22 protein-coding genes are annotated in these 21,249 nt (G+C 53.9%); 8 read left to right on the top strand and 14 right to left on the bottom strand.

Going from position 1 to position 21,249, the window contains the following annotated elements:
* Positions 1-158: 158 nt before the first annotated feature.
* On the bottom strand, positions 159-878 hold the full coding sequence (gene fadR / locus ACUTSW_RS01955) for a fatty acid metabolism transcriptional regulator FadR (RefSeq protein ID WP_062871059.1): 720 nt from the start codon (positions 876-878) through the stop codon (positions 159-161).
* Between the two features lie 243 nt (positions 879-1,121).
* Here fadR and nhaB point away from each other — a divergent pair, with 243 nt between their 5' ends.
* Together nhaB and dsbB are read left to right on the top strand one after the other, a co-directional pair.
* The gene (nhaB, locus tag ACUTSW_RS01950) at positions 1,122-2,693 is read left to right on the top strand and encodes a sodium/proton antiporter NhaB (protein WP_062871060.1); all 1,572 of its coding nucleotides are present in this window, start codon (positions 1,122-1,124) and stop codon (positions 2,691-2,693) included.
* Positions 2,694-2,816: 123 nt separating this feature from the next.
* Complete coding sequence (gene dsbB, locus ACUTSW_RS01945) at positions 2,817-3,347, top strand: disulfide bond formation protein DsbB (RefSeq protein WP_445583529.1); 531 nt, start codon at positions 2,817-2,819, stop codon at positions 3,345-3,347.
* A gap of 511 nt (positions 3,348-3,858) precedes the next feature.
* Here the strand turns inward: dsbB and ACUTSW_RS01940 are convergent.
* Positions 3,859-4,305 (bottom strand): YcgN family cysteine cluster protein, encoded by a 447-nt coding sequence (locus ACUTSW_RS01940; protein WP_062871061.1) that lies wholly within the window; start codon positions 4,303-4,305, stop codon positions 3,859-3,861.
* Positions 4,306-4,712: 407 nt separating this feature from the next.
* Here ACUTSW_RS01940 and ACUTSW_RS01935 point away from each other — a divergent pair, with 407 nt between their 5' ends.
* Positions 4,713-4,961, top strand: coding sequence for a CsbD family protein (locus tag ACUTSW_RS01935; protein WP_004945460.1), 249 nt, complete (start codon positions 4,713-4,715; stop codon positions 4,959-4,961).
* Between the two features lie 69 nt (positions 4,962-5,030).
* Here ACUTSW_RS01935 and ACUTSW_RS01930 read toward each other — a convergent pair whose 3' ends face one another.
* The 3 genes from ACUTSW_RS01930 to ACUTSW_RS01920 form a co-directional block, all read right to left on the bottom strand.
* Positions 5,031-5,687 carry a fumarylacetoacetate hydrolase family protein gene (locus ACUTSW_RS01930; protein WP_004945462.1) on the bottom strand — a complete coding sequence of 219 codons (657 nt, stop codon included), beginning with the start codon at positions 5,685-5,687 and terminating at the stop codon, positions 5,031-5,033.
* 82 nt (positions 5,688-5,769) lie between these two features.
* The gene (locus tag ACUTSW_RS01925; RefSeq protein WP_063201189.1) at positions 5,770-6,843 is read right to left on the bottom strand and encodes a lytic murein transglycosylase; all 1,074 of its coding nucleotides are present in this window, start codon (positions 6,841-6,843) and stop codon (positions 5,770-5,772) included.
* A 62-nt stretch (positions 6,844-6,905) separates the two neighbouring features.
* On the bottom strand, positions 6,906-7,178 hold the full coding sequence (locus tag ACUTSW_RS01920; protein ID WP_013813309.1) for a YcgL domain-containing protein: 273 nt from the start codon (positions 7,176-7,178) through the stop codon (positions 6,906-6,908).
* Between the two features lie 136 nt (positions 7,179-7,314).
* On the opposite strand from ACUTSW_RS01920, the gene minC reads away from it, so the two are divergent.
* From minC to minE, 3 genes are read left to right on the top strand one after another with little or no spacing between them, the layout of a single operon-like run.
* A complete protein-coding gene (gene minC, locus ACUTSW_RS01915) occupies positions 7,315-8,016 on the top strand; it encodes a septum site-determining protein MinC (RefSeq protein WP_004945469.1) in 702 nt (233 codons plus the stop codon).
* 25 nt (positions 8,017-8,041) lie between these two features.
* Positions 8,042-8,854, top strand: a complete 813-nt coding sequence (gene minD, locus ACUTSW_RS01910) for a septum site-determining protein MinD (RefSeq protein WP_004945470.1) — start codon at positions 8,042-8,044, stop codon at positions 8,852-8,854.
* 3 nt (positions 8,855-8,857) lie between these two features.
* Entirely contained in the window at positions 8,858-9,127 is a 270-nt protein-coding gene (minE, locus tag ACUTSW_RS01905) for a cell division topological specificity factor MinE (RefSeq protein ID WP_004945472.1), read from the top strand.
* 238 nt (positions 9,128-9,365) lie between these two features.
* On the opposite strand, the gene rnd is transcribed toward minE, so the two are convergent.
* The 5 genes from rnd to ACUTSW_RS01880 form a co-directional block, all read right to left on the bottom strand.
* Positions 9,366-10,487, bottom strand: a complete 1,122-nt coding sequence (gene rnd / locus ACUTSW_RS01900; protein ID WP_062871354.1) for a ribonuclease D — start codon at positions 10,485-10,487, stop codon at positions 9,366-9,368.
* A gap of 89 nt (positions 10,488-10,576) precedes the next feature.
* A complete protein-coding gene (fadD, locus tag ACUTSW_RS01895) occupies positions 10,577-12,265 on the bottom strand; it encodes a long-chain-fatty-acid--CoA ligase FadD (RefSeq protein ID WP_062871065.1) in 1,689 nt (562 codons plus the stop codon).
* 208 nt (positions 12,266-12,473) lie between these two features.
* On the bottom strand, positions 12,474-13,064 hold the full coding sequence (locus tag ACUTSW_RS01890) for a Slp family lipoprotein (protein WP_062871066.1): 591 nt from the start codon (positions 13,062-13,064) through the stop codon (positions 12,474-12,476).
* A gap of 101 nt (positions 13,065-13,165) precedes the next feature.
* Positions 13,166-13,867 (bottom strand): tRNA (adenosine(37)-N6)-threonylcarbamoyltransferase complex dimerization subunit type 1 TsaB, encoded by a 702-nt coding sequence (gene tsaB / locus ACUTSW_RS01885; protein WP_062871067.1) that lies wholly within the window; start codon positions 13,865-13,867, stop codon positions 13,166-13,168.
* Between the two features lie 65 nt (positions 13,868-13,932).
* Positions 13,933-15,837, bottom strand: a complete 1,905-nt coding sequence (locus ACUTSW_RS01880; protein WP_004945486.1) for an ATP-dependent DNA helicase — start codon at positions 15,835-15,837, stop codon at positions 13,933-13,935.
* A gap of 181 nt (positions 15,838-16,018) precedes the next feature.
* Between ACUTSW_RS01880 and ACUTSW_RS01875 the strand changes: the two genes are divergently transcribed.
* Complete coding sequence (locus tag ACUTSW_RS01875; protein ID WP_004945489.1) at positions 16,019-16,363, top strand: RidA family protein; 345 nt, start codon at positions 16,019-16,021, stop codon at positions 16,361-16,363.
* A gap of 57 nt (positions 16,364-16,420) precedes the next feature.
* On the opposite strand, the gene mdtI is transcribed toward ACUTSW_RS01875, so the two are convergent.
* The 4 genes from mdtI to zwf all read right to left on the bottom strand — a co-directional run bounded on the left by mdtI (position 16,421) and on the right by zwf (position 19,928).
* A complete protein-coding gene (gene mdtI, locus ACUTSW_RS01870; protein ID WP_020453871.1) occupies positions 16,421-16,750 on the bottom strand; it encodes a multidrug/spermidine efflux SMR transporter subunit MdtI in 330 nt (109 codons plus the stop codon).
* Positions 16,737-17,105: a multidrug/spermidine efflux SMR transporter subunit MdtJ gene (gene mdtJ / locus ACUTSW_RS01865; RefSeq protein ID WP_062791864.1), complete on the bottom strand. Its 369-nt coding sequence runs from the start codon at positions 17,103-17,105 to the stop codon at positions 16,737-16,739. The genes mdtI and mdtJ overlap by 14 nt, the downstream gene beginning before the upstream one ends.
* Before the next feature lie 551 nt (positions 17,106-17,656).
* Positions 17,657-18,298 (bottom strand): bifunctional 4-hydroxy-2-oxoglutarate aldolase/2-dehydro-3-deoxy-phosphogluconate aldolase, encoded by a 642-nt coding sequence (locus ACUTSW_RS01860; RefSeq protein ID WP_445583528.1) that lies wholly within the window; start codon positions 18,296-18,298, stop codon positions 17,657-17,659.
* A gap of 154 nt (positions 18,299-18,452) precedes the next feature.
* Positions 18,453-19,928: a glucose-6-phosphate dehydrogenase gene (gene zwf / locus ACUTSW_RS01855; protein WP_004945501.1), complete on the bottom strand. Its 1,476-nt coding sequence runs from the start codon at positions 19,926-19,928 to the stop codon at positions 18,453-18,455.
* Positions 19,929-20,323: 395 nt separating this feature from the next.
* On the opposite strand from zwf, the gene ACUTSW_RS01850 reads away from it, so the two are divergent.
* Positions 20,324-21,196, top strand: coding sequence for a MurR/RpiR family transcriptional regulator (locus ACUTSW_RS01850; RefSeq protein ID WP_006325867.1), 873 nt, complete (start codon positions 20,324-20,326; stop codon positions 21,194-21,196).
* Positions 21,197-21,249 lie beyond the last annotated feature (53 nt).

The raw sequence follows: 21,249 nt of genomic DNA, 5'->3' as shown, positions 1-21,249 counted from the left end.
CATGAAGGTAAAAGAGTTAGCAAAATTAACAACGCGCGGCAACCGCCTATATCGCTGGCATACAAAAGCCCGACGAGGTTCGTCGGGCGCGAAGATAATCAAAAGTGTCAATCTACAGCAAAACGAGTTAATCACTCAATTTTGGACAAGAGTGAGTACTAACGGCGGGCGTCGGTCAGGTCGCTCGGCATGGTGCCTTGCATGCTCTGCCAAATGGCACCGCTGTCTTTACCGTAGTTCCGCACACAATCCATGACCTGATCGTAGGATTTATCATGGCACAGAGTCGACAGCTTGCTGTAGAAGGCCAGTGCCAGCTTGCGTGATTCCGGGTTGGAGAAATAGTAACGGCCAACGCGGGTATACAAGCCTTTCAGGCCGTTGAAGATCAAGCCGTAGATCGGGTTGCCGGAAGCAAACGCCAGGCCGCGGAAAATTTCGTAATCCAGCCAGTTGAAGGCATCCGCCTGATCTTCCACTTGAGTAGCTTTAGCCAGCACTTCCAGAGCCTGCTCCGGATGGTTACGCACTGCGGCACGAATAAAGATCGAGGCGATATTGGTGCGTACCGACAACAAATTGTCGATCAATTGCGGGACGCTTTTATGATCGAGGCGCGCCAGGGTCTCAAGAATATTGAGGCCGGATGTTTCCCAGAAATTGTTTACTTTGGTCGGTTTGCCATGCTGAATGGTCAGCCAGCCATCACGGGCCAGGCGTTGTAAAACTTCACGTAACGTGGTGCGAGTGACGCCAATCAGTTCCGAAAGCTCACGCTCCGCGGGCAAAATAGAGCCAGGGGGGAAGCGATTATTCCAGATACTCTCGATAATGTATTCTTCCGCGAAACCGGCAGGACTCTGCGCCTTTATGACCATGTTTTTGACGTTCCGTTGCGACGATAATCAGTAATAGTAATCGGCTGATCATACCAGATCGCACCAGCATGACATAGCGTGAGCGAAAAACATTAAACGAAAGTGTGCATAAAGTGGCAAAAATTGTGCAAAAACACCACTTCTGAGAAATTTCTCTTCGTAAAGCAAGGCCCTATTGTCTCCGCCCCTGCGACATTGTTAGGGTAATATGCAACCACTTATTTTCAGGACATGTCACGCAAAATGGAAACAACCCTACGCAGTGCTCTGGTGAAGAACTTTCTCGGGCAATCACCTGACTGGTATAAATTGACCCTCGTCGTTTTCTTATTGGTCAATCCATTGGTTTTCTTCCTGGTCGATCCCTTTATCGCCGGTTGGCTGTTGGTGATAGAGTTTATCTTCACCCTGGCGATGGCGCTGAAGTGTTACCCCCTGTTGCCGGGCGGCCTGCTGGCGATTGAAGCGGTGCTGATTGGCATGACCAGCCCTGCTCGCGTGGGCGAAGAAATTGCCCATAATCTGGACGTGCTGCTGCTGTTGATCTTTATGGTAGCCGGCATCTACTTTATGAAGCAGTTACTGCTGTTCGTGTTTACCAAACTGCTGCTCAATATTCACTCTAAAATGCTGCTTTCGCTGGCGTTCTGCCTGGCCGCAGCGCTGCTGTCCGCCTTCCTCGATGCGCTGACGGTGGTCGCTGTGGTGATCAGCGTCGCCACCGGGTTTTACTCGATCTACCACAATGTGGCGTCTAACCGCTCAGATGGCCATACCGACGTCGGTGACGACAGTGAACTGGCGAGCGACGATCACAAGCAAACGCTGGAGCAGTTCCGCGCCTTCTTGCGCAGCTTGCTGATGCACGCCGGCGTCGGCACCGCACTGGGCGGCGTAATGACCATGGTGGGTGAGCCGCAAAACCTGATTATCGCGAAAAGCGCCGGCTGGGGGTTTGCCGAGTTCTTCTTGCGAATGGCTCCGGTTACCTTGCCGGTGATGGTTTGCGGCCTGCTGCTCTGCCTGCTGCTCGAACGCTTTGGCGTTTTCGGTTACGGCGCCAAACTGCCGGAACGGGTGCGCGAGGTGCTGAAAGAGTTTGACCGCCAGGCCGCAGCAGGACGCAGCAAGCAGGAACAGGTCAAACTGGTGGTCCAGGCACTGATCGGCATTTGGCTGGTTATAGCCTTGGCCTTTCACCTGGCGGAAGTTGGCCTGATCGGTTTGTCGGTGATCATTCTCGCTACCTCCCTGTGCGGCGTAACCGACGAGCACGCTATCGGCAAGGCTTTCCAGGAAGCGCTGCCCTTTACCGCCCTGTTGACGGTATTTTTCACCGTGGTCGCAGTGATCATCGAGCAACATCTGTTCAGCCCGATCATCCAGTTTGTCCTGCAAGCGGAACCCTCTTCGCAGTTGGCGCTGTTTTATCTGTTTAACGGCCTGCTGTCGTCAGTCTCCGACAATGTTTTCGTCGGCACGGTTTACATCAATGAGGCGCGCGCCGCATTCAACAGCGGAGCAATATCCCTGAAGCAATTCGAAATGTTGGCAGTCGCCATCAATACAGGAACCAACCTGCCTTCTGTCGCCACGCCGAATGGTCAGGCGGCATTCTTGTTCCTGCTGACGTCTGCACTGGCGCCGCTGGTGCGTTTGTCCTATGGACGAATGGTGTGGATGGCTTTGCCCTATACTGTGGTATTAACCTTGGTTGGGCTGCTGTGCGTACAGTTTACTCTGGCGCCGATGACCGAGCTGCTAACCCAGTGGCACTGGCTGACGTTGCCTTCAATCGACACCGCTGCGCATTAAAGTGCTAACCCACTCTGCTGTCGGCGACTATTTTTGTGCTGAATCCGGCCCAGGTGGCTGGCAGCGGGGTTGAATTGGTTTACACTGCCGGTTCAATTGCTTACTGCATGGAAGAATAAATATATGTTGCAATTCTTTAACCGTTGCTCGCAGGGGCGCGGTGCTTGGCTGCTAATGGCCCTGACTGCGCTGGCGCTGGAATTAGTAGCGCTCTACTTTCAGCACGTAATGCTGCTGCAACCCTGTGTGATGTGCATCTATGAACGCTGCGCGCTGTTTGGCATTCTGGGCGCCTCGCTGGTCGGTGCTATCGCGCCGAAAACGCCGCTGCGCTATATCGCTATCCTGCTGTGGATTTACAGTGCCTGGGAAGGTTTACAGCTGGCATGGAAGCACACCATGATCCAACTGCATCCTTCGCCGTTTAATACCTGTGATTTCTTCGTCAGTTTCCCGTCCTGGCTGCCACTGGATAAATGGCTGCCGGCGGTATTTCACGCTTCCGGCGACTGTTCAGTGCGCCAATGGCAGTTCCTGTCGCTGGAAATGCCACAGTGGCTGGTAGGTATCTTTGCGGCCTATCTGCTGATCGCCATCGTCGTGTTGATCGCTCAGTTTGTTCGCCCGCGTCGTCGTGACCTGTTCGGTCGCTAAGCGGAGCATTACGACATAATGAAAACGGCGCCTCAGGGCGCCGTTTTGCATGGGGTTGCTTGTGATTTTCAGAGATAACCCGACGTCAAGTATGCGTAAGGTAATAAACGAGCACTATCAGTGCGCCAGCCACTGCAAACAGCCGTATCATTTTCATTATTGTACTCTCGAAACCAAGCGGGAGAGCGGTCAAAGTACCTAATATCATGACGATAAAGAAGCGCCCTGGCTGGATTTTGCAGGTAATTTACATAACATTAAGTTTGAACGGCATGGCACGTTAATCGCAGGGGGAATGTATTACCCGACCGTCCCTAAGATCGAGAAGCAAAGAGCGGTGATTTTGCACTCATTAAGTTCATACAAAAAAACTCATCATAGTGATGCATTATTGCATCAATATTTTGATGAACTTCTGTCAAAAAATCCTTATAGTAACCGCAAGTTGTATCCCGATTTCCCTGGTGTTGTTGTGTGTCTTGCCCCTCTCTCTTTGCAGGGGCTTTTTTCCTTATCTTGCCCAACTCGGCTTGTTCAAAATATGGTCCTGCCAGTCCACCACTTCACTCTCGCGCACCGCAATGTGCCGTACCGTAATACGTTCACCGTGCATCGCCGCCTTGGAACCGCTTACCAGCGGGTGCCATGAAAACAGCGGTTTACCCTCGCCAATCAGGCGATACGCACAGGTCGGCGGCAGCCAATCAAACGTGGTGAGATTTTCGCGCGTCAGCTTGATGCAGTCTTCTTCCAGCTCGAAGCGGCGTTCATAGTTGCGACACTGACACGACTTAATATTCAACTGGTTGCAGGCTACGTTGGTGAAATAAATCTCGTCGGTATCTTCGTCGATCAGCTTATTCAGACAGCACTGCCCACAACCGTCGCACAGCGATTCCCACTCTTGTTCTGACATTTCCGCCAGCGTTTTTTGTTGCCAAAAAGGGATTTGTGACATGTTCGCGTCCGGTATAGGTAAATGAATAGATAACCTGCGTACAGGTTTTGAGGGTGCACTATATAGATATCAGAGCCAATTGGAAAGGCCGAAAATACAATATAATCATAATGATAACCATAATGCCGCTTAAAAAAAACGCTATTTAAAACAATAACGTCCACCATTGAGCAACAAGAATATCATGGTGTTACCGGTTGTATCCGGTGAATAAAATCACAGCCACTGCCCTCAATTATACGTACAAATTACAGGTCCAACACCTTTTGGTGCATCCCGTCTGACGCCATCGGCATTCCCCTCGACAATGTTCGGAATCATCTCATTAAGCACGTTATGCCGCCTGGAACGGAATAATGCTGCTATGTTTAATGTTCGCCTTTAGAACAGAAAATAAGGAGCTAAACATGTTTGGAAAAGCAGAAGACAAGGTCAATGAAGCTGCTGGCGCTGTTCAGGAAGCCTTCGGTGAGGCAACAGATTCGCCGGAGCATCAGGTCAAAGGCGCGGCCCGCAAGTATGCCTCTCAGGCCAGCTATGCGGCTCGCGATGCGGCTGACACGGTGCGGACCCAGGTTGAGTCCAACCCGCTTGCCGGCGTAGCTATCGCCGCAGCCGTAGGTATCGTTTTCGGTTTCTTGTTGGGCCGTAAATAATCCGGTGCCAGAGCGGAAACAGACAAAAGGCCCTTTCGGGCCTTTTTTAATTCTGTGCCGCCGGCGGTTTTAAATCACGCGGGTGCTCAGTGATTTACCGTTAAGGGTAATCTTCAACATATCGCCAGAGCTCATCGGACCGACGCCCTGTGGCGTGCCGGTAAGAATGATGTCGCCCGCACGCAGCGTGAAGAAACGGCTCATATAGCTGATCAGCGGCAAGATTGGGGTAATCATATCGCGAGTGTTGCCCTGCTGACGCAGTTGGTCATTCACCGTCAGCGACAGCTCGGCATTTTGCGGATCGCCAAACTCCGCTACCGGAATAAAACCGGAGATCGGGCATGAACCGTCAAAACCCTTGGCTTTTTCCCAGGGTTGCCCGGCCTTCTTGAAACCCGCCTGCAATTCGCGCAGCGTCAGATCGAGTGCCACGCCATAACCGGCGATAGCACGCGCTACGCGATCTTCATTCGCCTGCTTTAACGGCGTACCGATAAGCACGGCCAACTCCACTTCATGGTGCACCGACCCGAACTCTTTTGGGATCGCCACCGGCTGGCGAATGTCGCACAGCGCTGTTTCAGGCTTGATAAACACTACCGGCTCTGCCGAGGCCGCACTGCCCATTTCCTTAATATGATCGGCGTAGTTACTGCCGACGCAGACCACCTTATTAACCGGGAAATCAAGTAGTGAACCCTGCCAGTCTCTATGTTGATACATACCGCCTCTCCCTACAATCATGTAGGGGCTTAGCATGCTAAGCCCGTTATTCCACGCTCTGGTGGGGTACCGTAGCGCTAATTTATTGCCCGATACCGTCAGCCATCATACCCACAGCAATCGCAAAATAGTAAGAGCGATTCCAGTGCATGATGGTCCGGAAATTATCATAAACCAGAAACGCGCGGCCCTGCATGTCATCTGGTGTGATAACCCAACTGCGCAAGGTTGAGTGCGGAAGCGCTGAACCGTCAGGCCGCCGTACACCGCGTTTTTGCCATTCGTTTACGCTGCGAGCCTGACGATCTTTCAACCCCAGGCTATCGGTGCCAAAGCCCGCCGGCAGCGTCACTTCCCTGCCCCAACCAATGCCCCGTTGCCAGCCCTCACTCGCCAAATAGTTGGCGGTGGAAGCGAACACGTCGTCAGGGTTGTTCCAGATATCGATACGGCCATCGCCGTCGCCATCCGCCGCATAGCTCAGGAACGAGGTCGGCATAAACTGGCATTGGCCCATCGCGCCGGCCCAGGACCCCTTTAGCTGGGTACTGCCGACCCGGCCCTGTTCCACGATCTGCAGCGCCGCCATCACTTGTTGGGTGAAGAAGGCTTCACGCCGGCCTTCAAACGCCAAGGTGGCAAGCGCCGAAATAACATCTTCACGCCCCTGAATCTTGCCGAAGGCGCTTTCCATTCCCCACAACGCCACGATATAACGCCCTGGAACGCCATAACGCGCGGTGACGCGGGTCAGTTGCGGCCGATATTGCCGGGACAACGTCCGGCCTTGCTCGATTTTGGCGGGTGGCAGTACGCGTTTGAGGTAATCATCCAGCGTGATTTTCTTTTCCGGCTGATTACGATCGGCCTTGATGACACGGTCAACAAAATGCGCGTTGGCGAAGGCGTTATCGAGGGTTGCCTGACTAATCCCCTGCGCCAACGCCTGGCGCTTCAGTTGCTCTACATAAGCCGGGAATTGCGCAGGATCGCGGCCAGTTTCAGCCAATGTGGCCACTGTAGCGGTCGTTGTCGGCGCAGGCGCACCCGACGGGGCTGACTCTTCCAGAGCAGCGGCCTGCGCAGCTGTCTGCTGACAGACGCCGCATCCCAGCATCAACAGAGTTAACGCCACCGTTATCGCCGACAATTTCATCACACTGTTCCTTAGTCGTTTTGGGGTACTGATTCAGCCAAGCCCCTGCGCGCCAGCAGTGATTATTTTTTGTCCTCTGACAAATGCTGGTTTAATAAATTTTCCACTGGCGGTGGGAATTGCAGATAAAACCCTTCCTCTTTCAAGGCTTCTTTCACTTTCTCAATATCCGCCGAGGCTAACTTTTCCCGTCCTTCGAGGGAAATCACCATCGCCAATTGCGGCGTACCGAAACTTTTCATCAGATCTTCCGGCACTCGGGAGAAATCGTCTTTTTTTTCGACATAAAGATAAGTTTGATCCCGTTTTGGGCTTCTATAGATCACACAAAGCATTTTTTTAACTCTATTTAATTGGGGCAGCGTCTTGCCTGGATATAACTCTGACTATAACATGCTTATAGTACTTCGGAATATCGCACCCCGATTGGTATTCCGGGGATTTAAAGTTGCTGAGACTGAGTCAGGATAGATGTCACAATCGCCAATTGAGCTAAAAGGCAGCAGTTTTACCCTATCGGTTGTTCATTTGCATAATTCGGAACCCGAGGTAATTCGTCAGGCGTTACTGGAAAAAGTGGAGCAAGCGCCCGCTTTTTTGAAAAACGCCCCTGTTGTTATCAACGTTGCAACGCTGAACGGCGATGCAAACTGGAAAGAACTTCAACAGGCTGTCACGGCTGCGGGTCTGCGCGTTGTTGGCATCAGCGGCTGCAGAGATGAGCGTCAGAAACGCGCTATAACCCGTGCCGGGCTGCCGTTACTGAACGAAGGCAAAGGCCAAAAGATGGCCGCCCCGGAACCGGCCCCTGCGCCTGCCCCGGTGGTGGATATCAACGCCCCTGCCAAAACACGCATCATCAGCGCCCCGGTCCGTTCCGGCCAACAAATTTATGCCCGCAACTGCGATCTGATCGTGACCAGCAGCGTCAGTGCCGGGGCCGAATTAATTGCCGATGGCAATATTCACATTTACGGCATGATGCGCGGTCGTGCGCTGGCCGGTGCCTCAGGAGATACGCAGTGCCAGATTTTTTGCACGCACCTGGGTGCTGAGCTAGTCTCTATCGCAGGGCAGTACTGGTTGAGCGACCAAATCCCGTCCGATTTTCTCGGGCAGGCAGCACGACTCAGCCTGTTGGATAACGCTTTAACCATACAACCTTTAAATTAAGCCCTTTTGACAAGGAATCCATTTCATGGCACGCATTATTGTTGTTACATCGGGTAAAGGGGGCGTTGGCAAGACCACTTCAAGCGCGGCCATCGCTACCGGCTTAGCCCAAAAAGGTAAGAAAACCGTAGTGATCGATTTCGATATCGGCCTGCGGAACCTTGACCTGATCATGGGCTGCGAACGCCGGGTGGTGTACGATTTCGTCAACGTGATTCAGGGTGATGCCACGCTGAATCAGGCGTTAATCAAAGACAAACGCACTGATAACCTTTATATCCTGCCGGCGTCGCAAACCCGCGACAAAGACGCACTGACCCGCGAAGGCGTCGAGAAAATCCTCAACGATCTGGGCGAGATGAATTTTGACTTCGTGGTCTGTGACTCACCTGCCGGCATCGAAACCGGTGCGCTGATGGCGTTGTACTTCGCCGATGAAGCCGTGATCACCACTAACCCGGAAGTCTCCTCGGTGCGTGACTCTGACCGTATTCTGGGCATCCTGTCTTCCAAATCGCGTCGCGCCGAGAAAGGCGAAGCACCTATTAAGGAACACCTGCTGCTCACCCGTTACAACCCGGGCCGCGTCAGCCGTGGCGACATGTTGAGCATGGAAGACGTACTGGAAATTCTGCGCATTCCATTGGTCGGCGTTATCCCTGAAGACCAGTCCGTACTGCGTGCGTCTAACCAGGGCGAGCCTGTTATTCTTGATGTCGAGTCTGATGCCGGTAAGGCCTATGACGATACCGTTAGCCGCTTGTTAGGAGAAGAACGCCCCTTCCGCTTCATTGAAGAAGAGAAGAAGGGCTTCCTGAAACGCCTTTTTGGGGGATAAACCATGGCATTACTAGACTTCTTTCTGTCCCGCAAAAAACCGACAGCCAATATAGCCAAGGAACGGCTGCAAATTATCGTCGCAGAGCGTCGTCGTGGGGACAGTGAGCCCCATTATCTGCCTGATCTGAAACGCGATATTCTGGCGGTAATTTGCAAATACATTCAAATCGACCCTGAAATGCTGCACGTGCAGTTTGAGCAGAAAGGGGACGATATTTCGGTACTTGAACTCAACGTGACATTACCGGAATCGGAAGAAGCAGCTAAATGATTGCGACGCATTAATTACCCCCTGTATATTTTTTACAGGGGGTAACTGTATGCACATCCAGTTATTGAGATAAAAAGCACCCATTAACCGTTTTCTCCCTTTGAGATTAATCTCAATTAATCTTGCGCCGCAGTTGTTTAAAGTAAAGGATGGCGATAAAAGCATTTTCTTCGGCTATTCCTAATAAATAACCAGAGCAGCGTTTCCTTACCCTGCCCTCTGTTTTTCTACCCATCGATTAATAATTTTTCAGAATGTCCTGAAGTGGCGTCGCTAATAAATCACCGCGCCAACCGCTGACTAATTCCGGCAGGCTGTCACCGCTTTTCAATTTCCAATGCCAATTCAGCAGTTGGTTAATCTGCCGACGCGATGCCAGCAATTCACTGCTCAACCCGCTTTGTTCACTGACGATAACGATCGCCGCTTTGATATCCTTGAACACTTTCTTATAGCCTGGCTGGTCGATCAGGTTGGACAACGGCTCGGGCAGTGCAGCTTCATCCAGCTCGCTGGCCTCGGCCACCAACGCCAGCAACGTCTTGCCGTGATAACGAATTTCCGGGCCGCTCAGGCCGAGCGAATCCAACTCTCCCAACGAAGTTGGCATATAGCGCGCCACCTGCCAGAGATTTTCCTCGCGTACCACAAAGTTTACCGCCAAATCACGTTCGCGCGCCTGACGCAGTCGCCATTCCGCCAGTTTCTGCAAACAGCCCAGTTGGCGCGGGCGCAGCTGCCAGGCGTTGGTGATTTCACGGTAGGCCAATTCCGGCGCCAGCGACTCGCTGCGGCGCTGACAGAGCAGCAGGCACTCATTGGCGGCGGCGGCAGTCCAACCGGCGTCTTCGGTTTCCTGCACCAGTTGCTTGGCCATCGGCAGCAGGTAGAACACATCGGCTGCGGCGTATACGCACTGTTTTTCCGTTAGCGGACGCGCCAGCCAATCCGTACGGGATTCACTTTTATCCAGATCTACCTGCATATACTCCGTCACCAGAGTCGCAAAACCACAAGACAGCGGTCGACCGGTAAAGGCTGCCAGGATCTGAGTGTCGACCATCGGGGTCGGCAGCGTTTTGAACGCATTCAGAAATACCTCAAGGTCTTCGCTGCCGGCGTGCAGGAATTTCACAATCTGGGTATCGCTCAGCAGATCGATAAACGGCTGCCATTGCTTGATCGGCAAGGGATCGATCAGGGAGAGTTGTTCACCGTCGTATAACTGAATCAGGCCTAACTGCGGATAGTAGGTACGCGTTCTGACAAATTCGGTGTCCAACGCAATCTGGGCATGGTTTCTTGCCTGCTCGCAGACCTGCTGCAATCCGGCATCGGTAGTGATCAACTGATAGTTCAAAACGTCATTCTCTTGGTCGCTTTCATGATTCAAACACAACAACGCCGGCATTCACCGGCGTCGTTGATCTGTAAGGCGTGGATGATAACCTAGGCGGCATCGGCCGCCCGCGTTTTTTTCTGCTCATCACGCAGTTCTCGCCGCAAAATTTTACCGACGTTAGATTTCGGCAACTCGTCGCGGAACTCAACAATTTTAGGCACTTTATACCCGGTCAGGTACCGGCGGCAATGGGTCAACAGCTCTTCTTTGGTCAGAGAGGCGTCTTTCTTCACCACGCAAATCTTGACCGTTTCACCGGACACGTCATTCGGCACACCAATCGCAGCAGACTCCAGCACCTTCGGATGCTGGCTGACCACGTCTTCGATCTCATTCGGATAAACGTTAAAACCGGAAACCAGAATCATGTCTTTCTTGCGATCGACCACGCGTACAAAGCCCGACTCGTCAACTGTAACGATATCGCCGGTTGCGAGCCAGCCCTCTTTTAACACTTCATCAGTGGCGTCCGGCCGCTGCCAGTAGCCTAACATAACTTGCGGTCCTTTGACCCACAGTTCGCCCGGCTCACCCACCGGCACATCATGGCCATCATCATCCACCAGCCGAATATCGGTGGACGAGACGGGCAGACCGATGCTGCCGCTGTAGTGCGTCAGATCGTGCGGGTTACAGGTAACCAGCGGCGCACATTCCGTCAGGCCATAACCCTCAAGCAAATGCCTGCCGGTGACCTTCTCCCACTTGTCCGCCACTGCCTTCTGCACCGACATCCCGCCCCCGACCGAGAAACGCAAAGTCGAAAAATCCAGCTTGTGGAAATCTTCATTATTGAGCAGCGCATTATACAGCGTATTGACGCCGCTGATGGCAGTGAATGGGTATTTGGCCAGCTCTTTCACCAGCCCCGGAATATCGCGCGGGTTAGTGATCAGCAAATTGCGACCGCCCAGCTCGAGAAACAGCAGGCAATTCACCGTCAGTGCAAAAATATGGTAGAGCGGCAGCGCGGTGACTATCAGTTCCTGACCATCGCGGAACAGCGGCCCGTAGGCGGCGTTGCACTGCGCCAAATTGGCCTGCATGTTACGGTGCGTCAGCATTGCGCCCTTCGCCACACCGGTGGTACCGCCGGTATATTGCAGAAACGCCAGATCGGAATTGATGATATCGGGTTTGACATACTGCAGGCGGCGCCCGCGTTGCAAGGCGCTACGGAAAGAAATTGCGGCCGGCAGATGGTATTTCGGCACCAGTCGCTTAATGTACTTCACCACAAAGTTGACCAACGTGCCTTTGGCGGTGGAGAGCTGGTCACCCATGCGCGTCAGAATGACATGTTTTACCTGGGTATTGAACACCACTTTTTCCAACGTATGGGCAAAGTTGGAGACGATCACGATAGCGCCGGCGCCACTGTCATTCAGTTGGTGTTCCAGCTCGCGCGGTGTATACAGGGGGTTAACGTTTACCACCACCATGCCGGCGCGCAAAATACCGAACAGCGCGATCGGATACTGCAACAGGTTTGGCATCATCAGGGCAACGCGATCCCCCTTCTTCAAGCCCAACTCATTTTGCAGGTAAGCGGCAAAGGCCCGGCTGCGTTCCTCCAGCTTACGGAAGGTCATCATCTCGCCCATGTTGATGAAAGCAGGTTGATCGGCATAGCGCTGAACCGCATTTTCAAACATTTCGACCAAAGATGAATAATGATCGGCGTCGATCTCTGCCGGAACATCTGCCGGGTAACGTTTTAACCAGACCTTATCCAAGGTATTACTCCTGAAATCATTGCTCATTATCATCGCAGCCCCTAACACGCAGCCAAATCATAACAATATTTTAACTCAGCAGACCAGTTTGGGTTTTAAACATTATTCAGGTTGCGATGTACATCACTAATTGGCGGTATTTCCCTGTGCCAAAAGGAAAAGGCGGCCGGAGCCGCCCTGGTAAAATTTGTTAACTTCAAGCACAACCCTACTCGGTAACGATGGTTTGGATCTGCGTAGGACCAGGATTGTACCAGCCATACCCTACGCCCCACCCCGGGCCCCAGGTGCCGCTGCGCCAGCCCCATGGCCCCATCGGCGCCGGTGGCATCATCACCTGCTGGGTCAGGTGCCAGCGCTTGTAACCTGTGGCGTTCATCGTTACAAACTTGTACGGCGTCATGCCGATTTTGCCTTCTTTCACGCCGGTTATTGGCCCGACAACGGTAACCAACTGACCTTTAAAATCGACCGGCTCCAGGAAACCGTTGACCGTAGCGAGCAAACGGCCCCGTGATGGTTCGCCCAGAATCGGCCGGGCGCCAGAATCGAGCGGCACCGCCGCGATCTCGAGCACCGTGCGCCCCTGTTCGTTAGCGACATTCACTACGGTGCCGCCAAAGCGGGCTTCAGCTCCTGCAAACAGGTTCGGCGCATTTTGCACCGAAGACAACTGCTGCACCGGCGTCGCCGTACTGCCTTTGATCGCATCCGGCACGGTTACGCAGCCTGACAACGCCAGCGCGCCGCCGGCTATGGCCAGCAGCGACATTTTTTTACTTACAGTGCGGGTTAACATCGTCGCAATCTCCTGAAATGGCTGTAACTTTGACATCAAATCGCTGAGCAAGTTGCAGTTCATTCATAGCCCGGATTCAACCACAGCACAATAGGCTGCCGCTATTCGCGCCCAGGCAGCTTTTTCCAGGTGACTTCGTTGCGCAGGTAAGTCGGTTCGGCATTTTCTACCGCCACCGACAGCCCTTGTTGCCAGGCATGCAGCGCCAGCGGCAACATGTCTTGCGCTTGCGGCAGCAGCATTTGCCCATCGCGCAGGCCCAGGGAAGAGCCTGCAATCAGATCCGGGTAGGTTTGCCAGCCGGTGCCCACATGCGCCCAGTTGCCTTGCAGGCCTTGCGCGCGTTCCAGCGCTTGCTGTGGCGAAAGCACAGCTTCACCTTCGCTTTCCAGCCAAATGCCGTCTTGCCCGCGCTCAAACTGCCCCCAGTAGACTTCCCCCATCCGCGCATCAATCGCCGCCAACACTCGATCAGCGCCGGTAACGCGCCAGGCGCCCTGCGCCATGGTTTGCAGCGTAGAGATGCCCAGCATTGGCAACTCGGCACCCAACGCCAGCCCTTGCGCAATGCCGATACCGATACGTACGCCGGTAAAGCTGCCGGGCCCGCGGCCAAAAGCCAGCGCGTCGAGTTGATTAAGGGTTAAACCGGATTCCGCCAGCACTTGCTGCACCATCGGTAAAATGCGTTGCGTATGCTCACGTGGGCACAGCTCAAACAGGGCGTGGATTTCGCCTTGATTCCAGATGGCGACGGAACAGGCTTCCGTCGCCGTATCGATCGCTAAAATTCGCGTGGACATACCAACCTCTGGCGGGAAAAAACAGGGCGCGCATTGTAGCACAGCCCTGTGGCTGCGCCTATCCGCTAGCGTTCAGCCTGCAGGAAGGCAATCGCCTGAGCGATATCCCGCGTGCGCGGCGTCGGCGGCAGGCTATTGAGGAACACCTCGCCATAAGGCCGCATCACCAGACGGTTATCGCAGATAACCAGCACACCGCGATCGTCAGTATCGCGGATCAGGCGTCCGACACCCTGCTTCAGGGTAATGACCGCATCCGGCAATTGCACGTCGTTGAACGGATCGCCGCCGCGCAGCCGGCAATCTTCAATTCGTGCCTTCAACAGCGGATCGTCGGGCGAGGTAAACGGCAGCTTGTCGATGATCACACACGACAAAGCGTCACCACGCACGTCAACCCCTTCCCAGAAACTGCTGGTCGCCACCAACAACGCGTTGCCGGCCTCGACAAACTGCGCCAACAGTTGGCCTTTACTGGTTTCCCCTTGCAACAGTACCGGCAGCGTCATGGTGGCACGGAACTCCTCCGCCAGTTCGCGCATCATCTGGTGCGAAGTGCAAAGGAAGAAACAGCGGCCATTATTGGCTTCAATCAGCGGCCGCAGCATGCGCGCCAACTGGCGGGCGCCGCCGGGTTGATTCGGCGAAGGCAGAAAACGCGGTACGCACAGCAAGGCCTGGTTGGCGTAGTCGAACGGGCTGGCCAACAACAAGGTTTTGGCTTTGGTCAGGCCCAACCGCTCGGTAAAATGCCCCATCTGCTCGTTGACCGACAGCGTTGCCGAGGTAAAAATCCAGCTGCCCGGTTTCTCATCCAGCAGCTCACGAAAACGATCCGCCACCGTCAGCGGCGTCAGTGCCAACACGAAATGGCGTGAATTGCATTCATACCAGTAGCTGAAGCCTGGCTCGTTGACCTCTTTCAATCGTTTGAGGCGTGCGCGATACAGCGTGGCGCGCTCGAAGGCGGCGTCCAGCAAGGCCGAGCGGCCAAGGGACAGTTTAACCACGTCGTAGCACAGCTCCAACGCGTCATCGAGCAGCAGCAGGGCGCGCTGCACGTTCGGTTGACCAAGCACGTCGCGCAGGTTGCCGCGAAACCCCGGCTCCCCCAACATCAAACGGAAATCCTGGGTACTCTGGCTGAGGCGATCGGCGCTTTTTTGCAACTGTGCGGCGTCGCGCACTTCGGTGCGGTAGGCAATAGTAATGTCTTTAGCGAGATCCAGCAGTTGGCGGCTGGTCAGTTGCTTGCCGAAATACTGGCTGGCGATGTCGGGGATCTGATGGGCTTCGTCGAAAATCATCACGTCAGCCTCGGGGATTAACTCGGCAAATCCGCCCTCTTTCACCACCATATCCGCCAGAAACAGATGATGGTTCACCACGATAACGTCGGCATCCATGGCACGACGGCGAGCCTTGACCACAAAGCAATCTTTATACAACGGGCAGTCGCTGCCCAGGCAATTGTCGTTGGTACTGGTCACCAGCGGCCAGATAAAGCTGTCTTCCGCCACGTCGCTGCAACTGCTGATGTCGCCCTCTTTGGTCAATGATGACCATTTGCGCAAATGGACCAGATCGATCAGCGTCTGTCCGGCCAGCTCACCGCCGGCCATTGATTGTTGCTCCAGACGCTCCAGACACAGGTAGTTGGAACGCCCTTTCAACAGCGCCATCTTGCCTTTGTACTTGAGCGCTTTGGCGACGGTAGGCAGATCGCGTGCATAAAGCTGGTCCTGCAGGGCTTTTGAACCGGTGGAAATAATCACTTTGCGATCGGCACGCAGCGCCGGCACCAAATAGGCGAAGGTTTTACCGGTACCGGTGCCCGCTTCGACCACCAGTTCCTGTTTGAAATTAATGGCCTCGGTGACCGCTTCCGCCATCTGCCGCTGAGCTTCACGCGGTTTGAAACCCTTGATTGCCTGCGCCAGTGCGCCGTCTGTTGCGAAATCGTCCGTCACGCTATCTCTCTGCCAGTGTAATTCAGCGGTGATTATGCCAATCCTGCCGCACGGCTACCACAGACTTTTACCCTATGGCTTTCAAGCTGCACTGCAGCTTGAAAGACGACGGGTTTATCGTCGCGTATTTCTGCCGACGGCTGTGTTACCCTTAAGGTGATGATGATATGGAGATAACTGAATGAACATCGAACGCATTGATCCCGACCAACGCTGGTCCGAAGCTGTGATTCACAACGACACCGTCTATTACACCAGCGTACCGGAAAATCTGGATGACGACGCCACCGCACAGACGGCAAACACCCTGGCAGCCATTGACGTGCTGCTGGCCCGCGTTGGTTCCGACAAGAGCCGGATATTGGATGCCACTATTTTCCTGGCAGACGCCGCAGATTTCGCCGCGATGAACGCCGCCTGGGATGCCTGGGTGGTTGCCGGCAGCGCACCGGTACGCTGTACCGTGCAGGCCAAATTGATGAACCCGAAGTACAAGGTTGAAATCAAGATTATCGCCGCGCTGTAAACAAAAAACCGCAGGGAGTGACCCCTGCGGTTTTTATGTTGTCATTCTGCGCGCTGATTAAGCCAGTTTGATAATCACCATTCCCGCCAACAGCAGCGCCAGGCCGATCCAGCCCTTGGCATTCAGCCGCTGGCCGAACAGGATCCAACCGGCGGCGATGGTCGCGGCAATACCGAAACCGCCCCAGAGCGCATAGGCCACCGACAGATCAATCCCCTTCACCGCCTGCGCCAGCGCACTGAACGCGCCCAGCACCGACAGCAGAGACAACAGACCCATCCATACTTTACGGAAACCGTCCGACATTTTCAGAAAGATGTTGGCGACAATTTCCAGGACTATCGCCAGTGCCAGAAACCCGATGTGGTACAACTCAAGCTGTTGCATGGTTGTTACCTCGCGGGCTGACCTGTTTTCGTACCTTGCGGGTGCCGGATTTCACCAGCATGATGCCGGCAATCAACGTCACCAGACCCAACACTTTCAACGCAGAGATCGGCTCATCAAACCACAACACGCTGAACAGCGTAATAAACAGGATACCGATACCTTCCCATAGCGCATAGGCCACGCCAAGGGCGACGCGTTTTATCGCCAGCGACAGCATTACGTAAGAAGCGGTGATCATCACATACATCACGATATGCCCGGTCATGCCGCCGCTGATACTGGCGTATTTCATCGACAGGGTACCGATAATTTCGGCCACGATAGCCAAACCTAAAAAGATCCAATAAATCATAATTTTTCTCCCAAACGGCGAATAACGCACGCTAAGGCGTATTTATCCCGATTTATCTCGTCGGACAGGCGCAATAAGGCGCTGGCGACGCAGAGATCCCTGGGGATAAATTGACCCAAACGTAATAAAAATGTTTGCCCGGCTACGCGGAATGACGAAGGACTGAGCCTGTCACCAGCACCGGTTAAGGGAGAAAGACGCTATAGCTCGCTGCACCAGTGATGCTCACTGGCAAGGATGGCAGAAAGGAAAAGCTGGCAAGTAGAGGTTCTGAGGGTAGTTCCGTTAAGTTTCATCATAATTATTCTCTATTCTCAGCCGCACACCGTGCGATTTGCCCAATATCCTCATAAAAGTAAAATTTTCAACTGCGATATTTGTACCATAGCCAAAATAAGAAAGCAAACTGCCGTTTTCACAAAAAGTAGAAAAAAACGGGTTAAAAATAAGAAAGTTAAGCATTTTAAAAATAAAAAAAGGTTCAACGGGCCGTTGAACCTTGATGATTTCAAAGGTGGGCAAACAATCGCCAATCCCAGGCGCGGCGCGGGTTACAACGCTGCGCCCTTGACGGCGCTGCGCGCCAGTTCGCTGATGCGTTCGTAGTCGCCGCTTTCCAACGCGTCGGCCGGCACCAGCCAGGATCCACCGATGCACAGCACGCTTTTCAGCGCCAGGTAATCTCGGTAGTTATTCGGCGTGATGCCTCCGGTCGGACAAAAACGCACCTGCGGGAATGGGCCGCCGATAGCCTGCAACGCTTTTACGCCGCCGTTGGCTTCTGCCGGGAAGAACTTGAACTCGCGCAGGCCGTAATCCATGCCCAGCATCAGCTCTGAAACGGTGCTGATGCCCGGAATTAACGGAATAGTCCCTGCGGTAGCGGCTTTCAGCAACGCCTCGGTAAGGCCTGGGCTGATAGCGAATTGCGCACCGGCCTCGGTCACCTCTTGCAACTGTTGGGGATTAATTACCGTACCTGCGCCGATAATCGCCTCCGGCACCTCTTTGGCAATGGCGCGGATCGCCTCCATGGCGCAGGCGGTACGTAACGTCACCTCCAGCACGCGAACGCCACCGGCGACCAGCGCTCTGGCCAGCGGCACCGCATGTTCCAGTTTATTGATCACAATGACCGGAACCACCGGGCCCGTCGTCAGGATCTGTTCTGCGCTGGTTTTCCAGTTTTTCATTATTATGTCTCCACTACTTACGGTTTATAAATGGCACGCCCCTGCCACAGGGCTCCGCAAGTGTATGCGGGCGTCCGGCCGTACCCTAAGTGAGGTTGCTATCCCGTGTTCTGCGGGCAAAAAAATGCCGGCAGATAAGCTGCCGGCGGCGTCGTTACTCGAACTCGTTCCAGGAACGGCCATCGCGGGTGATCATCGCGACCGAGGCTACCGGGCCCCAGGTACCAGACTGGTAAGGTTTCGGCGCTTCGTTGTCCGCTTTCCAGGCGTCCATGATGGAGTCGACCCATTTCCAAGCCTCTTCCACCTCGTCACGGCGCACGAACAGCGCCTGAATGCCGCGCATGGTCTCCAGCAACAAACGCTCGTAGGCGTCTGCCACGTGCTCCTGGTTAAAGGTTTCCGAGAAACTCAGATCCAGCTTGGTGGTTTGCAGGCGGTGCTTGTGATCCAACCCCGGCACCTTGTTCAGCACCTGGATCTCGATACCTTCATCCGGCTGCAGTCGAATGGTCAACTTGTTCTGCGGCAGTTGCTGGTAAGAATCGCTAAACAGGTTCAACGGCGGGTTCTTGAAGTAAACCACCACTTCAGAACATTTGGTCGGCAGGCGTTTACCGGTACGCAGGTAGAACGGCACGCCGGCCCACTGCCAGTTGTCGATATCCACGCGGATAGAAACGAAGGTTTCGGTGTTGCTGCTTTTGTTCGCCCCTTCCTCTTCCAGGTAGCCAGGCACTTTTTTGCCCTGCACAAAACCGGCGGTGTATTGGCCGCGCACCGTGGTTTCACGCACATTGGTCTGATTAATGCGGCGCAGCGAGCGCAGCACCTTCACTTTCTCGTCACGAATGCGATCGGTGGTCAGATCCGCCGGCGGCGACATGGCAATCATGGTCAGAATTTGCAGCAGGTGGTTCTGGATCATGTCGCGCATCTGGCCGGCCTGGTCAAAGTAGCCCCAGCGCCCTTCGATGCCCACCTCTTCCGCCACGGTGATCTGTACGGAATCGATAGTGCGGTTGTCCCAGTTGGAGGCAAACAACGAGTTGGCAAAACGCAGCGCCAGCAGGTTCAGTACCGTCTCTTTACCGAGGTAGTGGTCAATACGGTAAACCTGGGACTCGTTGAAGTACTCCGCCACCTGATCGTTGATCACGCGGGAAGACGCCAGATCGGTGCCCAACGGTTTTTCCATCACGACGCGCGCCGGGTCGTGATTCAGTTTTGCCTCGCCCAGCCCTTTGCAGATCGCGCCGAAGGTGCTTGGCGGCATGGCGAAGTAGTTGATGGTGGTGCGATGCTTCTGGTCCAGCATTTTACCCAGTTTGGTAAAGTTTTTGCTGTCGTTCACATCCAGGTTGCAGAAATCCAGGCGCGCGCTCAGCGTAGCCCAGAGTTCGTCATCCAGTTTTTCTTTCATAAAGGTGCCAAGCGCTTCCTTGACCACCTTGATATAGGCTTCTTTATCCCACTCGGCACGGCCAACGCCGATAATCCGCGTTTCCGGGTGGATATGGCCGGCTTTTTCTAACTGGTACAGGGAAGGCAGCAGCTTACGACGCGCCAAATCGCCTTTCGCGCCGAAAATAACCAGGTCACACGCCTGGGCTGTAGAGGTTACCGCCATGTTCATCTCCTCGTTGCAGGATATTTGTAATTTTCTTACATTACTAATGTACTCTCTTTGACTACGGCCAGTAAACCCGGATCAAAAGCAGAAAAAAAGCCCCAGAAACTCCAGTGTTAAGCGCGATCGGGCGTAAACGCCGCTGACGAAACTAAAAACTGTAATTTTCTGTCTTTTTTGACGCTCTTTTACCATTATGAAAGTTAGACACAGGTCATGTTCTGATGAAAAAAGTCTGCATACCCTCTGTCGAGACTGCCAACGGTTACCGGCACGTAGTATATTTTCATTAAACCGGCATTGATTTCTCCTTTGATTGAAATCGACATATCCGATGGATTCCAAGTGGCAGCTTGAAAGTCTGCGGGTATAAAACCATGAGTGACTCTCGTTATATGAATACGCTGGAAAAAATCCAGAGCCATCTGGAGCTCCTGAGCAAATCTGAAAGGAAAGTCGCCGAGGTGATCCTGGCCTCCCCACAAACCGCCATTCACTCCAGTATCGCCACGCTGGCCAAAATGGCGGACGTCAGCGAACCCACCGTCAACCGTTTTTGTCGCCGTCTCGATACCAAGGGCTTCCCCGATTTTAAGCTGCATCTGGCGCAAAGCCTGGCCAACGGCACCCCGTACGTAAATCGTAACGTGGAGGAAGATGACAGCGTCGATTCCTACACCGGTAAAATATTCGAATCGGTGATGGCCTGCCTGGATACAGTAAAGGCAAATTTGGATATTGCCGCAATCAATCGTGCGGTTGACCTGCTTACGCAGGCAAAAAAGATCTCTTTCTTTGGTTTAGGCGCGTCGGCGGCAGTCGCCCACGACGCGATGAACAAATTTTTCCGTTTTAATATCCCGGTGGTCTACTTCGATGACATCGTCATGCAACGCATGGGATGCATGAACTCCAGCGAAGGCGACGTGGTGGTATTAATTTCCCACACCGGCCGCACCAAAAACCTGGTTGAAATGGCGCAACTGGCGCGCGAAAACGACGCCACGGTGATCGCCATCACCTCACGCGATACCCCCCTCGCCCATGCGGCGACGCTTTCTCTGCTGCTCGATGTGCCGGAAGACACAGACGTTTATATGCCGATGGTGTCCCGAATTGCGCAATTAACGCTCATCGACGTTCTGGCTACCGGATTTACCTTGCGCAGAGGGGCTAAATTCAGAGATAACTTGAAGCGGGTCAAGGAAGCGTTAAAAGAATCGCGCTTTGATAAGGGCGCAGTTATTCCGAATAATTTCGACTCGTAACCGATGTAAAAAACCTGCCGAAAAATTTGAACGGCAGTCTTAGAGGCAGTACC

Source organism: Serratia sp. TSA_198.1 (assembly GCF_052686505.1).
Note: the sequence above shows the minus strand (reverse complement) of the source record. Positions and strands in the feature narration are given on the sequence as shown.